At 68.0% G+C, this 20,534-nt stretch carries 17 protein-coding genes; 11 read left to right on the top strand and 6 right to left on the bottom strand.

All coding sequences use genetic code 11. The features are described 5' to 3' along the window. On the top strand, positions 1-1,275 hold the full coding sequence (locus tag ATK74_RS05955) for an MFS transporter (RefSeq protein WP_098460172.1): 1,275 nt from the start codon (positions 1-3) through the stop codon (positions 1,273-1,275). Between the two features lies 1 nt (position 1,276). Here the strand turns inward: ATK74_RS05955 and ATK74_RS05950 are convergent, their stop codons facing one another. Next, positions 1,277-1,744, bottom strand: a complete 468-nt coding sequence (locus ATK74_RS05950) for a GatB/YqeY domain-containing protein (protein WP_098460171.1) — start codon at positions 1,742-1,744, stop codon at positions 1,277-1,279. Positions 1,745-1,840: 96 nt separating this feature from the next. Here ATK74_RS05950 and metX point away from each other — a divergent pair, with 96 nt between their 5' ends. Together metX and metW are read left to right on the top strand one after the other, a co-directional pair. Continuing rightward, on the top strand, positions 1,841-2,992 hold the full coding sequence (metX, locus tag ATK74_RS05945) for a homoserine O-acetyltransferase MetX (RefSeq protein ID WP_098460170.1): 1,152 nt from the start codon (positions 1,841-1,843) through the stop codon (positions 2,990-2,992). Then, the gene (metW, locus tag ATK74_RS05940) at positions 2,989-3,582 is read left to right on the top strand and encodes a methionine biosynthesis protein MetW (protein ID WP_098460169.1); all 594 of its coding nucleotides are present in this window, start codon (positions 2,989-2,991) and stop codon (positions 3,580-3,582) included. The genes metX and metW overlap by 4 nt, the downstream gene beginning before the upstream one ends. On the opposite strand, the gene ATK74_RS05935 is transcribed toward metW, so the two are convergent. Further along, positions 3,579-4,493, bottom strand: a complete 915-nt coding sequence (locus tag ATK74_RS05935) for a 5'-3' exonuclease (protein ID WP_211283295.1) — start codon at positions 4,491-4,493, stop codon at positions 3,579-3,581. The two genes, metW and ATK74_RS05935, sit on opposite strands and share 4 nt — an antisense overlap. 52 nt (positions 4,494-4,545) lie before the next feature. On the opposite strand from ATK74_RS05935, the gene lnt reads away from it, so the two are divergent. The 3 genes from lnt to ATK74_RS05920 are packed head-to-tail and all read left to right on the top strand — an operon-like array spanning position 4,546 to position 7,401. Then, the gene (gene lnt / locus ATK74_RS05930; RefSeq protein ID WP_098460168.1) at positions 4,546-6,120 is read left to right on the top strand and encodes an apolipoprotein N-acyltransferase; all 1,575 of its coding nucleotides are present in this window, start codon (positions 4,546-4,548) and stop codon (positions 6,118-6,120) included. After that, positions 6,095-6,886, top strand: coding sequence for a polyprenol monophosphomannose synthase (locus ATK74_RS05925; RefSeq protein WP_098460167.1), 792 nt, complete (start codon positions 6,095-6,097; stop codon positions 6,884-6,886). The genes lnt and ATK74_RS05925 overlap by 26 nt, the downstream gene beginning before the upstream one ends. Continuing rightward, positions 6,883-7,401, top strand: coding sequence for an FxsA family protein (locus ATK74_RS05920; RefSeq protein ID WP_169923751.1), 519 nt, complete (start codon positions 6,883-6,885; stop codon positions 7,399-7,401). The genes ATK74_RS05925 and ATK74_RS05920 overlap by 4 nt, the downstream gene beginning before the upstream one ends. On the opposite strand, the gene ATK74_RS05915 is transcribed toward ATK74_RS05920, so the two are convergent. From ATK74_RS05915 to ATK74_RS05905, 3 genes are read right to left on the bottom strand one after another with little or no spacing between them, the layout of a single operon-like run. Then, entirely contained in the window at positions 7,398-7,730 is a 333-nt protein-coding gene (locus ATK74_RS05915) for an RNA polymerase-binding protein RbpA (protein WP_098460165.1), read from the bottom strand. The two genes, ATK74_RS05920 and ATK74_RS05915, sit on opposite strands and share 4 nt — an antisense overlap. Positions 7,731-7,769: 39 nt before the next feature. Next, complete coding sequence (locus tag ATK74_RS05910) at positions 7,770-9,110, bottom strand: MFS transporter (protein WP_245840778.1); 1,341 nt, start codon at positions 9,108-9,110, stop codon at positions 7,770-7,772. Further along, complete coding sequence (locus ATK74_RS05905) at positions 9,107-9,889, bottom strand: glycerophosphodiester phosphodiesterase family protein (RefSeq protein WP_098460163.1); 783 nt, start codon at positions 9,887-9,889, stop codon at positions 9,107-9,109. The genes ATK74_RS05910 and ATK74_RS05905 overlap by 4 nt, the downstream gene beginning before the upstream one ends. Before the next feature lie 62 nt (positions 9,890-9,951). Between ATK74_RS05905 and pdxY the strand changes: the two genes are divergently transcribed. Genes pdxY through ATK74_RS05890 form a run of 3 tightly spaced genes read left to right on the top strand, consistent with a single transcriptional unit; the run spans position 9,952 to position 12,545 of the window. After that, positions 9,952-10,806, top strand: coding sequence for a pyridoxal kinase PdxY (gene pdxY, locus ATK74_RS05900; RefSeq protein ID WP_098460162.1), 855 nt, complete (start codon positions 9,952-9,954; stop codon positions 10,804-10,806). Between the two features lie 6 nt (positions 10,807-10,812). Further along, a complete protein-coding gene (locus ATK74_RS05895) occupies positions 10,813-12,072 on the top strand; it encodes an SLC13 family permease (protein WP_098460161.1) in 1,260 nt (419 codons plus the stop codon). Then, positions 12,069-12,545: a universal stress protein gene (locus ATK74_RS05890; RefSeq protein ID WP_169923750.1), complete on the top strand. Its 477-nt coding sequence runs from the start codon at positions 12,069-12,071 to the stop codon at positions 12,543-12,545. The genes ATK74_RS05895 and ATK74_RS05890 overlap by 4 nt, the downstream gene beginning before the upstream one ends. On the opposite strand, the gene ATK74_RS05885 is transcribed toward ATK74_RS05890, so the two are convergent. Further along, entirely contained in the window at positions 12,546-14,072 is a 1,527-nt protein-coding gene (locus ATK74_RS05885) for a helix-turn-helix domain-containing protein (RefSeq protein ID WP_098460160.1), read from the bottom strand. It lies immediately after the preceding gene. A gap of 66 nt (positions 14,073-14,138) precedes the next feature. On the opposite strand from ATK74_RS05885, the gene lpdA reads away from it, so the two are divergent. Further along, on the top strand, positions 14,139-15,539 hold the full coding sequence (gene lpdA, locus ATK74_RS05880) for a dihydrolipoyl dehydrogenase (RefSeq protein ID WP_098460159.1): 1,401 nt from the start codon (positions 14,139-14,141) through the stop codon (positions 15,537-15,539). A gap of 358 nt (positions 15,540-15,897) precedes the next feature. Next, complete coding sequence (locus ATK74_RS05875; protein WP_098460158.1) at positions 15,898-20,403, top strand: phosphodiester glycosidase family protein; 4,506 nt, start codon at positions 15,898-15,900, stop codon at positions 20,401-20,403. The last annotated feature ends 131 nt before the right edge of the window (positions 20,404-20,534 follow it).

The following is a 20,534-nucleotide window of genomic DNA, read 5'->3' as shown; positions in this document are numbered from 1 at the left end:
ATGGCAGGCATCCGCGGACTCTTCGCAGACACCACACCCCTGGGTAACCCGCACTTCCGGCGGCTGTGGCAGGCCAACATCATCACCGTCATCGGTGCCCAGTTGACCGTCGTTGCCGTCCCGGCGCAGATCTACGCGATCACCGAGGACTCCGGCTATGTCGGGCTGACCGGCCTGTTCGGCCTGGTCCCGCTGGTCATCTTCGGGCTGTGGGGCGGCGCGCTGGCCGACCACTTCGACCGGCGCCGAATCCTGCAGGTCACCACGGTCGGACTGATCGCCACCAGCGCACTGTTCGCCGTCCAAGCCTTCGCCGGCGCCGACAACGTCTGGCTGCTGCTCGGCCTGTTCGCGCTGCAGCAGGCCTTCTTCGGAGTGAACCAACCCACCCGCAGCGCCGTCCTGCCCCGGCTACTGCCCGCCGAGCAGTTGCCGGCCGCCAACGCCCTCAACATGACGGTGATGATGGCCGGTGCCATCGCCGGCCCCATGGTCGGTGGCGCCCTGATCCCGGTGCTGGGCTACGGCTGGCTGTACCTGGTCGACACCCTGACCCTGGTGGCAACGCTGGCTGCGGTCTGGAAGCTGCCGCCGCTGCCGGTGGCCAACCGGCAAGGCACCCCGGGCCTGCGCTCGGTGATCGACGGCCTGGCCTACCTGAAGGGCCAGCCGATCCTGCTGATGAGCTTCGTGGTCGACCTGATCGCCATGATCTTCGGGATGCCGCGGGCACTGGCACCCGAGATCGCCCACCAGAGTTTCGGCGGCCCGGTCGAGGGTGGCACCGAGTTCGCCCTGCTGATGGCGGCCATGCCGGTCGGCGCGGTGCTGGGCGGGGTGTTCTCGGGCTGGGTGTCGAGGGTCGACCGCCAGGGACGTGCCGTCATGATCAGCGTGCTGATCTGGGGTGCGGCCATCGCCGGGATGGGCCTGGCCGTGGCGCTGGCTCCGCAGTGGCGGTTGCCGATGCTGGTGGCTGCTTTCGGCTTCCTGGTCGTCGGTGGGGCCGCCGACATGGTGTCGGCCGCGTTCCGGCAGGCGATCCTGCAGTCCGCTGCGGACGACTCGGTCCGCGGACGCCTGCAGGGCGTCTTCATCGTGGTGGTCGCCGGTGGCCCGCGGATCGCGGACGTCCTGCACGGCTACGCAGGGACGGCCGTGGGCACGGCCTGGGCCGTGTCCGGTGGCGGACTGCTGGTGATCGTCGGCACCGTGGTGGCCGCGATCGCGGTCCCCGCGTTCTGGCGCTACCGTCCGCCGACCACGGTCAGCTAACTCAGCCGAGCGCGGCCTTCACCTTGGCGGCCACCTTGGCGCCCTCTGCGCGTCCGGCCACCTTGGCGTTGACGGCCTTGATCACCAGGCCCATCTGCTTCATCGACGGCTTCTCGCCCAGCTGAGTGGCCGCGGCGGCCACCTCGGCGGCAACCAGCTCGTCCAGTTCCTCGTCGGTGAGGGCGGCCGGCAGGTAGCGCTGCAGCACCTCGATCTCAGCCAGCTCACGCTCGGCCAGTTCGGGGCGGTTCCCGGCGGTGTAGGCCTCGGCCGAGTCGCGACGCTTGGCCACTTCACGGTTCAGCAGAGTGAGCACCTCGGCCTGTTCGAGCTGGCGGGCCTGCTTGCCGGCCACCTGCTCGTTCTTGATGCTGGCAATGGCCATCCGCAAGGTCGAGCGGGTCAGCTCATCGTGCTCCTTCATCGCAGCCACCAGGTCCGCCTGAAGCCGATCGGCCAACTCACTCATCAGTTTTCCTTCCCACGTTCGTGCCTGGTCATTGTGTCACGGTCGCCGGGACGCTCAGGTCTATGCTGAGACCCCACTTCGCAGGAGGGTCAACAGATGGGTCACCAGGTGCCGGAAGCCGGCTCCGTCGGGATCGTCACAACTGCGACCGCGACACTGTTCAGTGTCGAGAACCCCCTGCGAATGTCGAACGGCGGCAGCCTCGGCCCGGTCGAGGTGGCCTACGAGACCTACGGGCAACTCAATGAAGCCCGCGACAACGCCATCTTCATCTGCCACGCGCTGACCGGGGACGCCCACGCGGCCGGCTTCCACGAGGGAGCGACCCGGCCAGGATGGTGGGACAACCTGATCGGCCCGGGCAAACCCTTGGACACCGACCGCTACTTCGTGATCTGTCCGAACCTGATCGGTGGCTGCCAGGGCAGCACCGGCCCGTCCTCGATCAACCCGGCGACCGGCAAGGCCTATGGGCTGGACTTCCCGGTGCTCCTGATGCGCGATCTGGTGGCCGTCCATCGGGCGCTGATCCGGCATCTGGGGGTTACCCGGCTGCTGGCCGCCATGGGTGGCTCGCTCGGCGGGATGCAGGTCCTGCAATGGGCGCTGGACTACCCCGAGGATCTGGCCAACGCCATCGTGATCGCCGCCTCCAGCCGACTGACCGCGCAGAACATCGCCTTCTCGGCCGTGGCTCGGCGGGCCATCATGACCGACCCGGAGTTCAGTGAGGGTGAGTACGCCGCCAACGGCGCCAACCCGGAGACCGGCCTGTCGATCGCCCGGATGATGGCGCACATCACCTACCTATCCGAGGACGCCCTCACCGAGAAGTTCGGCCGACAGGCCCAGCCGGCCGTCGACGAACAGGGACTGGGCATCCATTTCGCTGTGGAGAGCTACCTCGACCATCAAGGCAAGGCCTTCGTGGAGCGGTTCGATGCGCTCAGCTATCTGTATCTCACCAGAGTGATGGACTACTTCGACCCGTTCGCCGACCCGGACGCGCTGTCCCGGCTGGCTGAGAGCCCGGTGCGGTGGTTGGTGGTCTCCTTCGACACCGACTGGCGGTTCGGCACCGAGCACTCCCGCCGGATCGTGCGACGACTCGAACATGCCGGCCAACCGGTCAGCTTCCGGGAGATCACTTCGCCGTGGGGGCATGACTCGTTCCTGCTGGAGATCGACGACTATCACGCCACCCTGCGCAGCTACCTGCAGCGGGCTCAGTTGGAGGTGCGCTCGTGAGCCTTCGTCCTGATCTGGCCCTGGTGGCCGACCTGGTTCCGGCAGGCAGCCGGGTGCTCGACCTCGGCTGCGGTTCGGGTGCACTGCTGGCCGACCTGATCGAGAACCACCACTGTCGGGGAACCGGGGTCGAGATCGATCCGGAGTCGGTGATCGAGGCCATCGGCCTCGGGGTACCAGTGATCGAGCTGGACATCGACACCCAGCTGGACGAGTTCGCCGACGCGTCCTACGACGTGGTGGTGCTCTCCCGGACCATCCAGACCGTCCATCGGCAGGTGGACGTGCTGACCCAGATGGCCCGGATCGGCTCGCGGCTGATCGTGTCGGCGCCCAACTTCGGCTGGTGGCGGCATCGGCTGCGTCTGCTGCGCGGCCGGATGCCGATCTCCAAGGACCTCCCGCACGCCTGGTACGACACTCCCAACCTGCGGTTCACCACACTGCTGGAGCTGGAGGAGCTGTTCGGACGACTCGGCCTCACCATCGAGCAGCGGATCCCGCTCAGCCCGACCGGTGAGCCGCTGCGGGTGGCCGGCGCCATGGCCAACCTGGCCGCCGGCGCAGCCGTCTACGTGCTGAAGGGTTAGCTCGGCGAACTTGCTGCGGCCAGGGCATTCACCAGGCGCTCGGCGCTGGAGCCGAGGTTCAGTTCAGCGCTGAGCCGGGCGAAGGCGTCCGGATCGGCCGGACCGGGCGGCAGAGTCAGGTCGGGGCTGCCCAGCGGCAGATCGCGCCGAACCGCGACCACCTCGCCGGCCGGACCCAGGTAGTCGATGGCTGCCGCCAGTCGCTGGCTGAGCGTGGGGGAGAGTTGTCCGCTCTGGGCTGCGGCAAGGATCTTCTCCAAAGAGCCGTACTGGGCCACGAGCTTGGCTGCCGTCTTCTCGCCCACGCCGGCCACGCCGGGAAGACCGTCGGAGGGGTCGCCACGCAGCACGGCGAAGTCCACATAGCTGCGGGCCGGCACCCCGTACTTGGCCTGCAGCCAGGCGTCGTCGACCACCTCATGCTGGGCCACCCCGCGTCCGACGTAGAGCACCCGGCAGTCCCGGTCATCGTCGACCAGCTGGAACAGGTCCCGATCACCGGTGACGATCCGTACTCCCTGCCCGGTGCTGGACAGAGTTCCGATCACGTCGTCGGCTTCGGCGTCGGGGGCCCCGATCACCGGCAGGCCGGCCGCAGCCAGGACGGCCCGGATCAGCGGGACCTGCACCTGGAGTTCCTCAGGGACGATCTCGATGTCGTCGTGAGCCACCCGATGCGCCTTGTAGGAGCGGATCAGGGCAACCCGCCAGGCAGGACGCCAGGCGTCGTCCCAGCAGCAGGCGAGTTGCTGTGGGGAGTAGTCGGTGATGAACCGGGCTGCGAAGTCCAGCAACCCGCGGACGGCGTTCACCGGCGTCCCGTCGGACGCCCGCAGGCTCGAGGGCAACCCGAAGAAGGCCCGGAAGTACAAGGAGGCCGTGTCCAGCAGCAACAACCCAGTCTTCTGCATCGCCCCATCGTGCCATGAGCACACCCGGCCGCGGTGCGACTAGGCTCTGGGCGTGATCGACGCACTGGCCCGCCGCCCCGCGGCGTTGCGGGTGGTGCTGGCGGTGGTGAGCGGAGTGCTCACCGCTCTGGCCTTCCAGCCGTTCAACCTGTGGCCGTTGGCCTTCCTCGGCGTGGCCGGGCTGAGCCTGACGGTACTGGCCGCCCGAGGCTACCGCGGGGCGGCCGGCTACGGTCTGCTGTTCGGGCTGGGCTTCTTGGGACTCGGCCTGAACTGGATGCAGGTGATCTTCCTCGAGGCACTGTTCGGCCTGGTCGGAGTCGAGTCGCTGTTCTTCCTGGCGTTGGGCCTGCTGATCCGGCTCGGAGCCCGCAGTCGATGGTGGCCGCTGTTGGCCGCCGCTTCCTGGGTGGCGATCGAGTTCACCTACGCACGGTTCCCGTTCAACGGCTTCGGGTGGCTCCGGCTCGGCTATGCCATGGCCGACTCGCCACTGGCCTGGGCCTATCCACTTGTCGGTGTGCCCGGGGTCAGCCTGATCGTGGCGCTGATCGGACAGGGCGTGGCCTGGTGGCTGCAGCAGTTGAGCTGGCGGCGGGCGAGCGTCCTGTTCACCGGCGCCGCGGCCCTGGCACTGGCCGCCTCGACCGGCGTCCTGGTGGCGCCGGGGACGGAGACCGGCAGCGTGCAGGTCGGGTGGGTGCAAGGCGGTGCACCCGGCGGCGGGGTCTACGGACTCGGCCCGGCCCGAACGATCACCAAGAACCAGCTCGCCCAGACGGTGAAACTCGCCGACCAGGTGGACGCCGGCACCCGGCCACAGCCGGACTTCGTGGTCTGGCCGGAGAACTCGACCGATGCCGATCCGTTCCTCGATGCCGAGACCGGACGACTGGTCCAGGCTGCCGTGGCCCGGCTCAACAAGCCGCTGCTGGTCGGCGCAATCCTGGCCGGCCCCGGCGCCGGCGAGCGGCAGACCGCTTCGCTGTGGTGGGACCCCCGAGGCGGCGTCACCGCCACCTACATCAAGCGCGGCATCGTCCCCTTCGGGGAGTGGGTGCCCATGCGGGAGCTGCTGCTGCCGCTGATCCCTCAGTTGGCCTATGTCGGCGACCAGTCGATCCCCGGTGACCGTCCCGGCGTGATGAACGTGCAGCTGGACGATGGGCGTCGGCTCGCCGTCGGCGTCCTGGTCTGCTACGACCTGGCCTTTGACAGCTTCGCGCACGACCTGGCCACCAACGGCGCCCAGGTGGTGGTGGTGCAGTCGTCGAATGCCATGTACCAGGGCACCGGCCAGATCGACCAGCAGTTTGCGATGACCAGGGTCCGAGCGATGGAGTTGCGCAGGGAGATCCTGGTGGTCACCACCAGCGGCGTCTCGGGCCTGATCGAACCGGACGGCTCGGTGGCCTTCCGGGTGGGCGACCACTCGTCCGCATCGGGCGTGGTGAGCCTGCCCGAACGCGATGGGATCACCCCGGCCAGCCTGTGGTCGGGTTGGCTGGAACTGATTGTGGTGGCCGGGCTGCTGCTCGGGCTTGGCTACCTTGTCATCTCGGGCAGAATGAACTTACGCCAAACTCGAAGTGGAGCTAAACATGCCAGACCCGGCAACCTCTCTTGAACCCGTCCTGGTGATCATCCCCACCTACAACGAGTTGGAGAACCTCCGTCCGATCACCGCCCGGATCCGGGCGGCCGTACCCACCGCACACATCCTGGTGGCCGACGACAACTCCCCGGACGGAACCGGAGCTCTCGCCGACGAGCTGGCTGCAGCCGACGACCACCTGCATGTGCTGCACCGCACCGGCAAGGAAGGCCTCGGTGCGGCCTACTTGGCCGGCTTCCGCTGGGGCATCGAGCAGGGCTACCAGGTCCTCATCGAACACGACGCCGACGGCTCCCACCAGCCGGAGTACCTGCCATCCATTCTGGAGCGCCTGCAGACCGCGGACGCCGTGAAGGGCTCCCGCTACATCAAGGGCGGCTCCACCAAGGGCTGGCCGGTGCACCGTGAACTGCTGTCTCGGGGCGGCAACCTGTGGACCCAGCTAATGCTCGGCCTGCCGGTCAAGGACGCCACCGGCGGCTTCGTGGCCTGGCGCGCGACCACCCTGCAGGGCATGGGCCTGGACGGCGTCGAGGCGGCCGGCTACGGCTTCCAGGTGGAACTCGTCCGTCGCGCGGTGCGCGCCGGCTTCACCGTGGCCGAGGTGCCGATCGAGTTCGTCGAGCGTGAGTACGGCGACTCCAAGATGAGCGGCGCCATCGTGCTGGAGGCCATGGGCCTGACCACGCGCTGGGGCTGGCAGTACCGGACCGGTCAGCTTGCTTCGGCCTTCTCCGCTCTCACCGGACGGCGGGGTGGCAAGGGCCTGAGTTCGTGATCGCTACCAAGCGGTGGGTGCTGCCGGTCCTGGTGATCGGCTTCATCGCTGTGTCGATCGTCGAGGTCTGGCTGCTGACGCTGGTCGGCACCCGGATCGGGATCGGCTGGACGGTCGCCATCCTGATCGCCGAAGCGCTGCTGGGTTCCTGGCTGCTGCAGCGCGAGGGACGCAAGGCCTGGGCGGCACTGTGGGACGCGCTCAGCCTGGGCCGGATACCCAGTGGTCAGCTCGCCGACGCCGCCCTGGTGCTGGTCGGCGGCATCCTTCTGATTCTGCCCGGCTTCGTCACCGACGTGTTCGGCCTGATCTTCCTGATCCCGGCCACCCGTCCCTACGCTCGTCGGGTGCTCGGCTGCCTGCTGGCCCGCCAGTCGGCCAAGTCCGGCTCGCTCGGGGCCGCGAACTCGGCTTTCAACACCGGAACGGTGATCAGCGGCGAGACCGTGGACGGGCCGGCCCCGTCCCCACAGCCACCGGCATCGCCCGATCCGCGCGGCGAACTGCTGGGCTAGCGACCCGAGCGGATTTCACCGAGGCGCTCGGCGAGGAGCTCCTCGAGCTCCTCCAGCGAGCGACGCTCGCGCAGCATGTCCCAGTGGGTACGCACCGGCTTGGTCTCCTTGGCTTCGGCCACGACACCGTCGGAACGGCGGGCCACTGCACCGCATCGCGGGCATTCCCACTCGGTGGGCAACTCAGCCTCTTCGGCGAAAACCACTGTGAAGTGATGGTCGCGCGGGCAGTCGAACCCGACATCCTGGCGCGGCGCCAGTTCGATCCCACTGGGATCAGCATTGCTCTTGGAGCCCAACCCGGACCCCCGTAGTGCACGATCAGCCATCTCTCCACCTCCGTGCCCCACGTTAGCGGGACCTGCAAATCAGAACACTGCTGGTAACGCGTTACCGGCGTCAGTGATTCCCTTGCGCATGTTCACCCTGGTCAGCAGGAAGCCGCCGACCACGAAGAAGACCGCCAGCGCGATCAGGGCGAGCCGGTAGGACTGGGCGAACTGGAACACCAGCCCGAAGGCCAAGGTGCCCAGCCAGCTCGTCCCACGCTCCATGGCCTGGTAGAAGCTGAAGAACTCGGCCTCGCGTCCGATCGGGATCAGCTGGCTGTACATCGAGCGGGACAGGGCCTGGGTACCGCCCATCACCAGCCCGATGGCAGCGCCCAAGCCGAGCAGGGCGCCGAAGTTGCCGGCCGGCAACAGGAAGCCGACCACCACCACTGCGAGCCAGATCACGATGCCGCCCAGCACTGTGCGTTTGGCACCGTAGCGCGCGGCGAACCTGCCGAAGATCAGCGCGCCGAACAGCGCTACCACCTGGGTCAGCAGGAAGGTCATCAGCACGTTGCTCTGCGCCATTCCGAGCTCGCCGGAGGCGTACTGGCTGGACGCGAAGATCACCGTCTGGATGCCGTCGTTGTAGAACAGGAAGGCCAGCAGGAACATCATCGTCTGGGGGTACTTGCGGAGCACCCGGAAGGTGCCGATCAGCTGAGAGAGCGGGTTGCCTTCGGCGGCCTCCTTGGACACCTCGCGCGGCAGCCGACGCAGCCCGAGGAACGGGATCAGTGTGAACGCCGCCCACCACACCCCGGCCGACAGCAGACAGATCCGCACCGCCATCTCCGAGTCCAGGCCGAGCTGCTTGTTGAACGTGATCACCGCGAAGTTGATCGCCAACAGCAGGCCACCGCCGGCATAGCCGAGGGCCCAGCCCCTACTGGAGACCCGGTCCCGCTCGTCCGGCCCGGCGATCCGGACCAGGATCGAGTCGTAGACGACCGTGGACGCGCCGAAGCTGAAGGCCCCGATGATCATCAGCCAGACGCCGAGCTGCCAGTTGTCACCGGACAGGAAGAACATGGCGCAGCCGGCCAGCGCCCCGATCCAGGCCGATCCGCCCAGCCAGCGGTGCGGATGGGCGGAGCGGTCGGCCGCCGCGCCCACGAAGAGCAGCAGCACCGCCGAAATCACCGTGCTGATCGTCGACACGAAGGACGGCAGCGCCCCCGGAAGCACTGGCAGGAAGCCGAGCAGTTGGACCGGGGTGGTGCAGACCTGGCCGTCAGCCAGGTCGGTGCAGCCGGCCGCGTTGTTGGCCAGGTGGGTGAGGTACGGGCCGATCAGCACGGTGGCCGTGGTGGTGATGTAGGCCGAGTTGGCCCAGTCGTACCAGTACCAGGAGCGCTGTTCCGGAGTGCTTCTCACGATTCCTCCTGCCATAGCCCACGCGAGCGCAGGATCTTCTTGAGCGCGACCAGATCATTGGTGATCAGGCCGTCCACGCCGAGATCGATCAGCCGCTCCATCTCGGCCGGCTCATCGATCGTCCACACCTGCACCGGACGGTGGTGGGCGTGAGCAGCGGCCAGGACGTCCCTGCGAACGATCGGGACGGTCTCGCGGAACGCCTTCACCGGCACCTGCAGCACCTCGCCCTCGCCGAAGCGCGCACGTCGAAAGCCGAACCCGAACACGTAGCGGGCCACTTCGTTCCGCGAGGTCGAGGTGAGCACGTCGGGGGCCAGCCCGCGGAAGCGGCTCAGCCGAGGCGAGGAGAACGAGCCCACGCAGACCCGGTCCTGGTCGGGACTGCCGGCCAGCAGTGCGGCCAGCGGCTCGGTGGCCGCCTCAGCCTTGATGTCGATGTTGAACACCGCATCGGGGAACGTGTCCAGCAACTCGCTGAGCAGCGGGATCCGATCCTGGCCGGCCACCGACACCGAGCTCAGTTCGTCCCAGCTGTGGTCGCTGATCTCGCCCTGGACCCCGGTGATCCGGCCCAGATCGCTGTCGTGGAAGGCGACCAATTGCCCATCGGCGGTGAGGTGCACATCGGTCTCGAAGACGCGATAGCCGAGTTCCCACGCCCTCGTGAAGGCATAGATGGTGTTCTCTCGGTCGCGGTCGGCGGGATCCACCCAGCCACCGCGATGCGCCGTGGCGACAAAGCGTCCGTTCAGATAGCGATGGTCGCGCGATGGCACGGCTGAACTCTAGGGTGCTCAGAGGGCATTTGTCCGCAGTGGAATGAACGGGAGTTGAAGCCTTGACAACGATTCTGTCGATCCAGTCCTCGGTGGCCTACGGGCACGTCGGCAACAGCGCGGCCACCTTCCCGCTGATGCGTCTGGGCGTTGAGGTCTGGCCGGTGATCACCGTGCACTTTTCCAACCACACCGGCTACGGCGCCTGGCGTGGACCGATGCTGACTCCGGCCGACGTGGCCGAGGTGATCACCGGCATCGACGAGCGGGGCGTGCTCGGCCGGGCGGACGCCGTCCTGTCCGGCTATCAGGGTGCCGCCGAGATGGGCGCCCAGGTGCTGGCCGCCGTCGAGCTGGTCAAGCAGCGCAACCCGAAGGCCATCTACTGCTGCGACCCGGTGATCGGCGATGTCGGTCGCGGCATTTACGTCCGTCCGGGCATTCCCGAGTTCATGCGCGACGAGGTGGTGCCCAAGGCCGACCTGGTCACCCCGAACCACTTCGAGCTGGACTTCCTGACCGGGCGCACCACGAGGACCCTGGACGAGGTGCTGGCCGCGGCGGCCGCGCTGCGCGCCACCGGTCCGAAGCTGGTCCTGGTCACCTCTGCGGTGCTGGACGGCGGCCCGGCCGACTCGGTGGCCATGATCGCCGCCTCCGATCAGGGGGCCTGGCTGGTCCGTACGCCGCTGCTGGAGCGCAACTTCACCGGCTCCGGCGACCTCACCGCCGCCCTGTTCCTTGCCCACTACCTGGCCACCGACGATCCCGGCGCTGCGCTGGGTGCGACCGCGGACGCGGTCTACTCGCTGCTGCGGGCGACCGCAGAGGCCGGCTCCTCGGAGCTGCTGCTGGCGCCCGCCCAGGACCGGCTGGTGCATCCGGACCATCACTTCGATGTGGAGCGAGTGAGGTAGTCAGGGATGATCGGCGCGGAGGTGGTGGCGGCGGTTCTGCTGGTCGCCGTCCTCGGCTTCGCCGTGATCCGGCCCGGCAAGCTGCCGGAGGCGGTGGCCGCGGTGCCGGCGGCGCTGGTCGTCCTGTTCACCGGCGGGATCAGCCCTGATCGCGCACTGGCCGAGTCGATGACGCTGTTGCCGGTGGTCGGCTTCTTGGCCGCCGTCCTGGTGCTCAGTGAGCTGTGCGCCCGGGACGGGCTGTTCGAGTGGGCCGGCCAGCTGATGGCCCGCCGCAGCGCCGGCCAGCCGCAGCGGCTCTTGCTGCTGGTTTTCGCGGTGGCCGCCATCACCACGGCCGTGCTCAGCCTGGACGCCACGGTGGTGTTGCTCACTCCGGTCGTCTTCGCCACGGCCGGACGAGTGGGCGTCCGGCCTCGTCCGCACGTGTATGCCTGCACCCATCTGGCCAATGCGGGCTCGTTGCTGCTGCCGGTGTCGAACCTGACCAATCTGCTGGCCATGACGGCGCTGGGCCTGGGCTTCGCACAGTCCGGGCTGGTGATGAGCCTGCCCTGGCTGGTGGTGTTGGTCGTGGAGTACTTCGCCTTCCGGTGGTACTTCGCCGCCGACCTCCGCCTGGGCGCCGGGGCGCCGGCCTCGGCCGCGCCGACGGTGCCGCTGCCGGTCTTCAGCGCCACCGTGGTCGGTCTCACTCTGGTCGGCTTCGTGATGGCGTCCTTCTGGCATGTCGAGGTCGCCTGGGTGGCCGCTGCCGGGGCTGCCGTGCTGGCCGTGCGGGCGCTCCAGCGCCGCCAAGTGCGTCCGCTGGAGCTGCTGAAGGGGCTCAACCTGCCCTTCCTGGCCTTCGTACTGGCGCTAGGGATCGTGGTCCGGGCCGTTGTGGACAACGGCCTGGCCGAGTTGATGGGGCATATCGTGCCGTCCGGCACCTCGCTGTGGGCGCTGCTGGCCTGGGCCGGGATCGCGGCCATCTTGGCCAACCTGGTCAACAACCTGCCCGCGGTGCTGATCCTGCTCCCGTTGGCGGTCGGCTCGGGCGTGGGCCCGGCGCTGGCCGTGTTGATCGGAGTGAACGTGGGCCCGAACCTGACCTATGTCGGCTCGCTGGCCACGCTGCTGTGGCGCCGGATCGTCCACGATCATGATCATGAGGCGCCGTTGGCCGAGTTCACCTGGCTCGGCCTGCTGACCACGCCGTTGGCCATCGTGGCCGCTGTGGTCGCCCTGTGGGGCTCGCTGCAACTGTTCGGAGGTGTGCTGTGAAGGTTCTGGTGTGGATCGCCGAGGCGACCTGGCCGTCGTGTGTGGACACCGTCAGCGAGCTGTTCCCCGACGCGGACGTCCGGCTACTGGCCACCGTGCCGACCGACGTGGTGGCTCAGACCGCAGGTGCCCGGATCGGGCTGTGGGGCAGAGGCACGTCCGGCAACCCGGCCTCCTCGGTCACCGAGCTCGCCCAGACTGCCGCTCGCGATCGGCTCGCCGCCGCCGAAGCTCGGTTGGGTCGCCCCGCCGAGCAGGAGGTGCGCTCCGGACGCCCGGAGCGCGACGTCACTGCCGCCGCAGCCGAAGTGGACGTTCTGGTGCTGGCCCGCGACGGAGATCTCTCTCGGCTCGGGCCGCGGAGCCTGGATAAGCACACCCGCTTCGTGGTCGATCACGCGCCGTGCCGGGTCGTCCTGGTCTGGCCAGGCGTGGCGCCCGGCCTGGCCTCGATCCCGCCGCCGCCGGACTGATCAGTCGCGGAAGACCTCGATCTGAGCGCCCAGGGCGTTCAGCCGGTTCGGCAGATCCTCGTAGCCGCGGTTGATCACGTAGACGTCGCGCAACACGCTGGTGCCGCGGGCGGCCAGCGCCGCCAGCAGCAGGCAGACCGCAGGACGCAGCGCCTGCGGGCAGATCAACTCCTGACCACGCCAACGGGTCGGGCCGTTGACCACGATCCGGTGCGGGTCGAGTAGCTGCACGTCGGCACCCAGCTTGTTGAGCTCGACCAGGTGAATGGCCCGGTTCTCGTAAACCCAGTCGTGAATCATCGTCCGGCCCTCGGCCACCGCGGCGATCACGGCGAAGAACGGCAGGTTGTCGATGTTCAGGCCGGGGAACGGCATCGGGTGGATCTTGTCGGCCGAGGCATGCAGCCGCGACGGGTGCACCGTGATGTCGACAAGTACCGTCCGGCCGTTGTGGGAGGGGTACTCCTCGGTGAGCGAGTAGTTCAGCCCCATCTCGGCCAGGATGGCCAGCTCGACATCGAGGAACTCGATCGGGCTGCGGGTGATGGTGAGTTCGGAGCCGGTGACGATGGCTGCGGTGAGCAGGCTCATCGCCTCGATCGGGTCCTCCGATGGCGTGTAGACCACATCGGCGTTGATCCGCTCGCGGCCGTGCACCACCAAGGTGGTGGTGCCGATCCCGTCCACCTGGACGCCGAGGGCCTGCAGGAAGAAGCACAGGTCCTGGACCATGTAGTTGCTGGAGGCATTGCGGACCTCGGTGCGACCGGGGAACATCGCGGCGGCCATCAGGGCGTTCTCGGTGACGGTGTCGCCGCGCTCGGTGAGGGTGATCCGCCGGGTATCGCTGGGGCTCGGGTGGACCTGCGCGTGATAGAGCCCCTGCGAGGTACGCACGGTGAGGCCGAAGTTCCGCAGCGCCTGCAGGTGCGGGGTCACCGTCCGGGCGCCCAGGTTGCAGCCGCCGGCATAGGGCAGGTCGAAGGTCTCTTCCAGGTGCAGCAGCGGACCCAGGAACATGATGATCGAACGGGTCCGGCGGGCCGCAGCCTCGTCCATGTCGGCCAGGTTGAGCTTGGCCGGACGGCGCAGCTCCAACTCGGACTTGTCGGCCGACCAGGTGGCCCGGACCCCGATGCTGGTCAGCACCTCCAGGATCCGGTTGACCTCTTCGATCTGGGCGATCCCGCGCAGGACCGTGCGTCCCTCGTTCAGCAGGGACGCACACAGCAAGGCCACCGCGGCGTTCTTCGACGACCGGACCTCGATCGATCCGGACAGGGTCACCGGGCCGTGCACCCGCAGATGAGTGGGGCCGCCGGCGCCTGCCGAGATCAGCGGACTCTCCAAAGCTCCGGCGATCCGATTGATCATCTCCAGGCTCAGGTTCTGGCCACCGGACTCGATCCGATGGACCGCGCTCTGCGAGGTGCCGAGCACGGAGGCGAGCTCCTGCTGGGTCAATCCGCGCTGCTTGCGGGCGTCCCGGATCAGGGTGCCGATGCTGCTGGGGAGGAGTTCAGTCACAAGAAGAGCTTATCTCACATGGGATATGAGGCCAGGGCTCGCGGAGCCCGGTCTAGAGTGACAGCCATGACCCAACACTTCGATGTCGTTGTTCTCGGTGCAGGCCCGGGGGGCTACGTCGCGGCGATCCGTGCGTCCCAACTGGGCAAGAAGGTGGCCATTGTCGAGAAGCAGTGGTGGGGCGGGGTGTGCCTCAATGTGGGCTGCATCCCGACCAAGTCGTTGCTCCGCAATGCCGAGTTGGCCCACATCTTCCACGCCGAGGCCAAGACCTTCGGGATCAGTGGGGAAGTGAGCTTCGACTACGGTGCGGCGTTCAGCAGGAGCCGCGCGGTGTCGGACCGAATGGTCAACGGCGTCCACTACCTGATGCGCAAGAACAAGATCACCGAATTCAACGGGTGGGGAACCTTCGTCGATGCCAAGTCGATCAAGGTCGACCTCGGCGACGGGGGAGAGGAGCTGCTCACCTTCGACAGCGCCATCATCGCGGCCGGCGCCACCACCAAGATGCTGCCCGGCACCCAGCGCAGCGCACGGGTGTTCACCTACGAGGAGCAGATCCTCGCTGACAAGGTGCCCGAGTCGATCGTGATCTGCGGCGCCGGTGCCATCGGCACCGAGTTCGCCTACGTGCTGGCCAACTACGGAACCAAGGTCACCATCGTGGAGTACCTGGACCGGATGGTGCCCAACGAGGACCCGGAAGTCTCGGCCGAGCTGGCCAAGGCCTACAAGAAGATGGGCGTCGAGGTCCTCACCAAGACCAAGGTCGACCAGATCGAGGAGCACGCAGACGGCGTCCGCGTGACGATCAGCCCGGCCGCCGGGGGAGAGTCCCGCGTGCTCGAGGCCGCCCAGGTCCTGCAGTCGCTCGGTTTCGCTCCGCGCACCCAGGGCTACGGCCTGGAGAACACCGGGGTGCAGCTCACCGATCGCGGCGCGATCGCCATCGACGATTACATGCGCACCAACGTCGAGGGCATTTACGCCATCGGTGACGTGACCATGAAGCTGATGCTGGCTCACACCGCGGAGGCGCAGGGCGTGGTGGCCGCAGAGACGATCGCCGGGGCAGAGACCATGCCGATCAATTATGACATGATCCCGCGGGCCACCTACAGCCAGCCCCAGGTCGGCTCGTTCGGCTACACCGAGGCGCAGGCCAAGGAGCGCGGCTACCAGGTCAAGGTCGCCAAGTTCCCGTTCAGCGCCAACGGCAAGGCGCACGGCCTGGGCGATGCCGTGGGCTTCGTGAAGATCGTGGCCGACGCCCGCTACAACGAGATCCTGGGCGCCCACATGGTCGGCCCGGACGTCTCCGAGCTGCTCCCAGAACTCACCTTGGCTCAGCAGTGGGATCTGACCGCCGACGAGGTGGCCCGCAACATTCACGCGCATCCCAGCCTGTCCGAGGCCATCAAGGAAGCCGTCGAAGGCATCGCCGGCCACATGATCAATCTGTAGCGATCAGCGCAGGCACGACGTCAGACAGCCTGGCCGGAAGGGGCATCGTCCCTTCCCGGCCGGGCTGTCGGCTTTCCGGCGGAGCGAGGCCTCTCGGAGCGTGATCGTTCTGTCCGATAAGGCACATTATGACACCTCGCCTTTCGGGAAGAGGCCCTTCTCCGTCCCGGTGAGGCCAGCTGCGTGCCGTCGAAACTCACGCTGACTACGTCCGCAGGGATGAGTCGGCGAGCCAGGGCAGCAAATCGGGGTGCCTCGTTCACCATCTCGTCGGCTTGTGTTCGGCTGTTGGACGGGCTGCCTGGGGAGCCTTCGATGGGTGCGCGGATGCCGTGCCCAGGAACGGAGCCTCAGGATCATGCAATCGCCCCGACCCCGGCTGCCACGTGCTGTGTTGGCGCTGTCGATCGGTCCCGCCGTCGCCTTCTCTACCTTCTGCCTGGTCACGCCACTCGCACAGGCCGACAGCCCGCAGACCGTGCTCGTCGCCGGAATGGACCTGAACGACGGCGGCAACGCCGTCATCAACGATTTGGAGACCCAGCAAGTGGCCCCCGGCCTGCTGCACGTGTCCTATGAGCGGCTCGACACCGCCGGCTGGCAGCAGATCGACATTCTGAAGGCTCAACTGTCGGACAAGACCGTGAAGCTGAAGTACCTCTCCCCCGCGACCGTCTCCGGTGGCGGGACCACCGTGACCGACCTGGTCGACCGCAATGGCGCCATCGCCGGGGTGAACCTCGACAGGTTCGATATCAACAACTCCTACGCCGCCTCAGGGTGGGGGGTCAGCGACGGCAAGATCCTCAAGTCCGGCAACGGCGATGCTGCCGCGTCGGTGGGCGTGGACTCCTCGGGCCTAGGCGCCCTGGTGGACCTGGCTCTGGCCGGCGCTGTCACTCTCCCCGACCAGTCCTCGGTGGCCATCGACGGCATCAACGTCGACTACCTGGTCGGCGACGGCGTGGTGCTGTACAACGCGCACTGGGGCAGCTACACCCGCGACCGGATCTTCGGTCGCGACACCAGCATCGGCGCCGGCGTCGAGGTGTGGATCGACGCTGACGGAAAGGTCGTCAAGGGACCCCAGCCCACCGCCGGGGACGAAGGGCCGATTCCGGACGGCCAGCAGATCCTGGCCGCCTACAACAGCAAGGCCGGCGGCGCAGCCCTGAGCCGGCTGCACGTCGGCGACTCGGTCTCGGTCAGCTACGGCATCAAGGACTCGGTGGACGTCACCGAAGCCGGCGGTGCCTGGCATCGACTGATCCGCGATGGCCAGGACGTGCCGTATCCGAATGAGGACTACTACACCGGGGTCAACCCGCGCACCATGATCGGCTTCAGCAAGGACCGCGCCACCGCCTACTTCGTGGTCGTCGATGGGCGGCAGGGCAACGCCAAGGGCATGGCCTTCGGCCAGCAGCAGAACCTGATGGGTGATCTCGGCTCCTGGGATGCGATCAATGCCGACGGCGGCGGCTCCAGCCAGATGAACGTCCGGCATGCCGGCGACACCATCACCACGGTCGAGAACTCGCCCTCGGACGGCTACGAGCGCTCCGACGGCGACGGCATGGGCTTTGTTCTGGCTCGACCCGGCTCCGGTGACCTGCTCAGCTTCGCGCTCACGTCCGCGCTGGACGATCAGGATGCCATGCGGCTGTTCCCCGGCACCCACCGCACGCTGACCTCGGCCGGCTTCGACGAGTCCGGCACCGCCGTCTCCGGGACTCCCCACACGTGGCGCTCCAGCGACGCGCAGGTGGCCACGGTCGAGGACGGCATCGTGTCGGGCCTCACCCAGGGCCGGACCAGCATCCTGGCCCGCCGGTCGGTAGCCAGCGGCAAGACCGACGTCACCGTGCTCGGCCCCCTCGTCCAGTTGGCCGCCGCCCAGAACGTGGTGAACCTGGAGAAGCAGGGCGCAAGCCAGGTGCTCACCTTCCACGGCGCCGACAGCGCGGGCTTCCGCGCCCCCGTGGAGGCCAGTGACCTGAAGGTCGAGAACCCGAACCCCGCGGTGTTCTCCGTCGAGCCCACCGACGATGGGCGGGTGCGCGTCACGGCAATCGGCGAGAACGGCACCGCGCTGCTGCGCTTCACTCACGGCACGCATCGCGCCGAAGTCAGCGTCTCGGTCCCGCTGGAGGTCAAGACCATCGACGACTTCCACGACATCAGCGGCTGGACCGCGGCCAATGACCGGGCACCGGGCTGCAACATCGAACCGGGCGAGGGCCACGACGGTGCACCCAGCATTCGACTCAACTACGACTTCACCAAGTCCCAGGCCACCCGCGGCTGCTACGCCGTTGCGCCTGGTGCCGTCCAGGGCAAGTACACCGGCATCGACATTCCGGGCAAGCCCCAGAAGCTCTCGGTGTGGATCAAGGGCGACACTCGCGGTGCTCTTCTGCGGCTGCAGGTGATGCAGGCCAACAACGTCACGAACTGGATCGACGGTCCCGGCGGCAGCCAGTCGCTGCATGCCACCTGGGACGGCTGGCAGCGGGTCGACTTCGCGGTGCCCAGCTCCTTCGTCTTCCCGCTGAAGTTCCAGCGGATCCGCGCTCTGGAGACCGTGGCGGCCAAGCAGTACACCGGCACCCTGGAGTTCTCCCAGATCTTCGCGTACCTGCCCCCGGAGAGCTCCGTGACTCCGCAGGTGGAGGACGTCGCCGATCCCGTGCTGACCGGCACCGGATCCACCGACGCCTCTCCCCTGCGCGTCGCTGTGATGTCGGACGCGCAGTTCGTGGCGGCCGCACCCGATAGCGGAGCCGTGGCCGGAGCCCGAGACGCGTTGCGTGAGATCGTCGCGGCCAAGCCGGATGTGCTGCTGATCGACGGTGACTTTGTCGACGAGGCGTCCCCGGCCGACTTCGCGCTGGCCAAGTCCATCCTCGACGAGGAGCTCGCCGGGGCCAGCTTCCCCTGGTACTACGTGCCGGGGAACCATGAGGTGATGGGGGCCACGATCGCCAACTTCCGGACGGTCTTCGGAGACACCTGGCGCAGCTTCGACAAGTCCCACACCAAGTTCATCGGGCTGGACTCGTCCTCGGGCAAGCTCCAGACCGACTTCGCCCAGGTCAAGATGCTGCGCGCCCAGTTGGACGAAGCCGCCAAGGATCCCTCGATCACCGGTGTGCTCGTGTTCACCCACATGCCCATCGACGATCCGCTGCCGACCAAGGGCAGTCAGCTCACCGACAGAGTCGAGGCCGATCTGCTCTCGGACTGGATCACCGGGTTCCGCGAGACCTCCGGAAAGTCGATCGCCGTCGTCAACGGCCATGTCGGCGTCTTCCACACCTCGAGCAACGACGGGGTGCCGACCATCATCAACGGCAACTCCGGCAAGGGTCCGGCCTCGACGGTCGCCGACGGCGGCTTCACCGGATGGAGCATGCTCGGCATCGATCCGGCGCAAGGCCTGTGGCAGACCAGCGACGCCCCGTGGATTCGAGACGAGGTGCGCACCCGGGTCGACACCCTCACCGTCAACGCACCGGCGGCCCCGATGAAGCCGGGTGAGCAACTCGATCTCAAGCCGCTGGTCACCCAGGACGGCGATCGCCAGGTTCCCGTCGAGTGGCCGGTGTCGCACCGCTGGAGTGGCTCCGAGGGCGTGTACGTCGGCGAGGCGTCGGGTGCACCGGCGTCCGCACTGGTCGCTATCGACCCGGCAACCGGGGTGCTGACTGCGCTGCGCAACGGCAGTGGCAAGGTCACCCTGCAGGTCAACGACGCCACCAGCGACGCCCCGTTCGAGGTCACCGAGGCATCGGTGAACGTGATCGGCGATCCCGTCACCGGCAGCGTGCTCACCGCCGCGACCTCGGGCTGGCCCGATGCCGCCGGCTTCAGCTACCAGTGGCGCAGTGACGGCTCCCCCATCGGGGGTGCGACCACTGCCGAGTACACCCTCACCAGCGCAGAGGTCGGACACACCATCGATGTGGTGGTGACGGCCTCCGGGCCCGATCTGGCCTCGATCATCCGCACGGCCAAGCCCCAAGATCCTGTCGTGCGGGCGAGCGCACAGAAGCCGTTCCAGGTCGCCCTGCACGGTACTGCTGAGGTGGGCTCCACCCTGTCAGCAGCGGGTGACTGGGCGACTGACGCGCTGACCACCTTCGAGTGGCTTCGCGATGGGCACCTGATCGCCGGTGCCGAGTCCAGCTCCTACAACCTCGCCAGCGCAGATCGCGGCCATCGGATCTCGGTCAGGGTCACCGCCACCCGGCCCGGATACCTGGATGCGGTCAGCACCAGCGGTGCCACCTCGCCGGTGGCCGCGGCTTCCGGGGGCGTCACGCCGCCACCGGTTCCGCCGACCGTGACCGCAGGCACGGTGTCGATCTCCGGAGCATTCCGGGTCGGTGAGTCGGTCACGGCCGCCACCCGGGGTTGGGGCGCCGGCACTCGCTACCTGTACCAGTGGCTGCGCAACGGCGTCGCGATTCCCGGCGCCCAGTCCCGCAGCTACACCGCCACCGCACAGGATCTCGGTACGGCGCTCTCGCTGCGGGTCACCGGATCGGCCGATCAGAAGATATCGGTCAGTCGTGACGCCAAGGCCCACAAGGTCGGCCTCGGCCGGCTCGGTGCCGGGAAGGTGCGGATCGCCGGAACCCCTCGTTCCGGAATGCGCCTCTATGCGTCGGCGAGTGGGTACGGGAAGGGGGCTCGGATCAGTTACCGGTGGACCAGCCGAGGGACTGTGATCGGGACCTCGTCCTCTGTGGTGCTGCGCCCGGCACAGCGAGGCACCCGGGTCCAGCTCCAGGTGAAGATCACCAAGCCCGGGTACCACACGGTGACCAAGACGGTACGCACCCGACTCGCGGTGCGTTGATCAGGTGGGCCGGGGCGAGCACTTCGCCCCGGCCCATCCCCCGCAGCCAGCCGATGGCTCGTCGACCGGAGTGTCCTCCCATGGGGACTTGTTGGGGTCGGCGACCATGAGTTCACTGGATCTTGGATAAG

It is taken from the genome of Propionicimonas paludicola, assembly GCF_002563675.1.
Taxonomy (GTDB): domain Bacteria; phylum Actinomycetota; class Actinomycetes; order Propionibacteriales; family Propionibacteriaceae; genus Propionicimonas; species Propionicimonas paludicola.
The sequence above is the reverse complement of the archived record's forward strand: the minus strand, read 5'-3'. Positions and strand labels throughout refer to the sequence as shown.